Annotated in this window: 3 protein-coding genes; all 3 read right to left on the bottom strand. The window is 61.4% G+C overall.

From position 1 onward, the window contains the following. The coding region (locus Q0F21_RS07070) for a substrate-binding domain-containing protein (protein WP_297238634.1) at positions 1–341 on the bottom strand (341 nt) is incomplete at its 3' end. Between the two features lie 160 nt (positions 342–501). Next, on the bottom strand, positions 502–1,587 hold the full coding sequence (gene prfA / locus Q0F21_RS07065) for a peptide chain release factor 1 (protein ID WP_297238632.1): 1,086 nt from the start codon (positions 1,585–1,587) through the stop codon (positions 502–504). Further along, on the bottom strand, positions 1,584–2,597 hold a 1,014-nt coding region (locus tag Q0F21_RS07060), incomplete at its 5' end, for an AIR synthase-related protein (protein ID WP_297238630.1). The genes Q0F21_RS07060 and prfA, both read right to left, overlap by 4 nt.

The raw sequence follows: 2,597 nt of genomic DNA, 5'->3' as shown, positions 1-2,597 counted from the left end.
CCCTCGAGGTTGTAGGCGATGACGATGCCGCCGATGCAAGTGGGGATATGGATGATCGGCATAGGCATGGCCTTGGCGATCTTCTCGTCGGAGAGGAACTCGTCCGTACCGCCGAAGTCGACCGTCGTCTCGGCCAGATTGCGCTGACCGGCGCCGCTGCCGACACCGCCGTAGCTCACATGGATGCCCTCCGCGTCGCCATACTGCTTCGCCACCTCGATGTAGAAAGGGGCAGGGAAGGTTGCCCCGGCGCCGCTTAGGGTCTTCGTGCCGGCGCAACCGCTCAGCCACGGAAGCAGCGCCAGACCCAGCAAGGAGTAGATCAGAAAATGCTTTGCCACAATAAAAAATGAATGAGTATCTGTCTCTTTGTGGCAAAGGTACTCAGGTGGTTATACCTTGCTGTTACGGCGGTGTGACATTGTTGTTACAAGGCAAGTCGGACAAGTCGGACGTGAGGTGCTAAAGGTGGTGAAAGAGGCTAAAGGGCGACGAGTTGGCTCACGAGGGATCGGCGCTGCCCTTCATGCGCTCAAGGTTGTCCTCCGTGGTGAGAGCCTCTATAAAAGGAGCGATCCCGCCGTCAAGCACACTGTCGATGTCGTGAATCGATAGTCCGATGCGGTGGTCCGTGACGCGGCTCTGGGGGAAGTTGTAGGTCCGGATCTTCTCCGACCGATCGCCGGTGGAGATGAGAGAGCGCCGCTCTGAGGCGCGCTCCGCCTCCTGTCGCTCCCGCTCCTGATTGTAGATGCGGGTGCGTAGCTCCTCCATCGCCTTCGCCATATTCTGCCGCTGGGATCGCTCGTCCTGCGACTGCACGACGATGCCGGTCGGGATGTGCGTCAGCCGGACGGCGGAGTAGGTGGTATTGACCCCCTGACCACCGGGACCGGAGGCGCAGAAGATGTCAGTGCGTATGTCCTCGCTCCTTAGCTCCACATCCACCTCGTCTGCCTGTGGCAGCACGGCGACCGTAGCGGCGGAGGTCTGTATCCGCCCCTGCGACTCCGTCACCGGGACACGCTGCACGCGGTGGACGCCGCTCTCGTACTTGAGGCGGCTGTAGACCTTCTCCCCCTCTACGGTAAAGATGATCGACTTAAAGCCACCCATCGTCCCTTCGTTCATCGACGTGACGTGGCAGCTCCACCCCTGCTCGGCGCAGTACTTCTGGTACATCTTGAAGAGATCCCCCGCAAAGAGTGCCGCCTCGTCGCCCCCCGTGCCGGCGCGGATCTCCATGATCACGTCGCGGGAGTCGTCCTCGTCCTTGGGCAGCAGGAGCATCCTCAGCTCCTGCTCCAGCTCCGGCAGCTGCTCCTCGATCGTCTGCAGATCCTCCCTCGCCAGGTCGGACAGCTCGGCATCCTCTCCGGCGGCGATGAGCTTCTCGTCCTCATCTCGCTGGTGGAGGAGTGACTCGTACTGCTCCGCCTTATCGTCGATCTCCTTTAGGTCCTTATACTCTAAGCTCAGCTTGCGGAAGAGCTTCTGATCGCCGATCACCTCCGGGTCTGTCATCCGGATGGTCACCTCGCGAAACTTCGCCCGCAGGGGAGCCAATTGCTCCGCCAGACCCATCATCGGTACTCGAAGCTCCCGAGACTACTCTCGATCACCACCTCGCTTTCGTCAGCCTTCTCGACCCGTCCGATGACCTGAGCATCTATGTCGAAGTGATGCGCCATATCGATCACCTCGGCAGCGTACTGCTCGGGGAGGTAAACCTCCATGCGGTGACCCATGTTCAAGACCTTGTACATCTCCCTGGCCGGGGTCTTGCCGTCGCGGAGGATGGTGTCAAAGAGTGGTGGCAGGTCGAAGAGGTTGTCCTTGATGATCTTTTTCCCCTCCACAAAATGCAGCACCTTGGTCTGCGCCCCTCCGGTGCAGTGGATCAGTCCGTGGATCTCCGGGCGCAGCTCGCGCAGCATCTCCACCAGCACCGGAGCGTAGGTACGGGTCGGAGCGAGGACCAGGTGACCATAGTCGATGTCGAGCCCCTCCACACGGTCTGTCAGGCTGTGCGAGCCGACGTAGACCACATCGTCCGGCAGGCAGTCGTCGTAGGACTCAGGATACTTCTCCGCATAGTGGTGGGCAAAGACGTCATGCCGGGCGGAGGTGAGCCCGTTGCTCCCCATTCCCCCATTGTACTCCGTCTCGTAGGTCGCCTGCCCAAAGGATGCCAGCCCCACGATCACGTCACCGTCAGCGATGCGAGCGGCATCGATCACCTCCTCGCGCCTCATGCGACAGGAGACGGTACTGTCGACGATCACCGTCCGAACGAGGTCGCCCACATCGGCGGTCTCTCCGCCGGTATTGTAGATCCCGACGCCCAGGTCCCGGAGTTGCTCGAGGAGCTCGTCCGTGCCATTGATCAGCGCGCTGATCACCTCACCCGGGATGAGCCGGCTATTGCGCCCGATGGTGGAGGAGTGGAGGAGCCCCTGAGTGGCACCGACGCAGAGGAGGTCATCGAGATTCATCACGATGGAGTCTTGCGAGATGCCACGCCAGACGGATAGGTCGCCCGTCTCGCGCCAGTAGAGGTAGGCGAGAGAGCTCTTCGTCCCGGCGCCATCGGCGTG

This window comes from uncultured Porphyromonas sp., assembly GCF_934359325.1.
Classification (GTDB): Bacteria; Bacteroidota; Bacteroidia; order Bacteroidales; family Porphyromonadaceae; genus Porphyromonas_A.
This window is presented reverse-complemented; position numbering and strand designations above follow the sequence as displayed.

Coding starts and splice junctions, on each gene's coding strand:
- prfA (WP_297238632.1), bottom strand. CDS start 1,587: ATGATGGGTCTGGCGGAGCAATTGGCTCCCCTGCGGGCGAAGTTTCGC.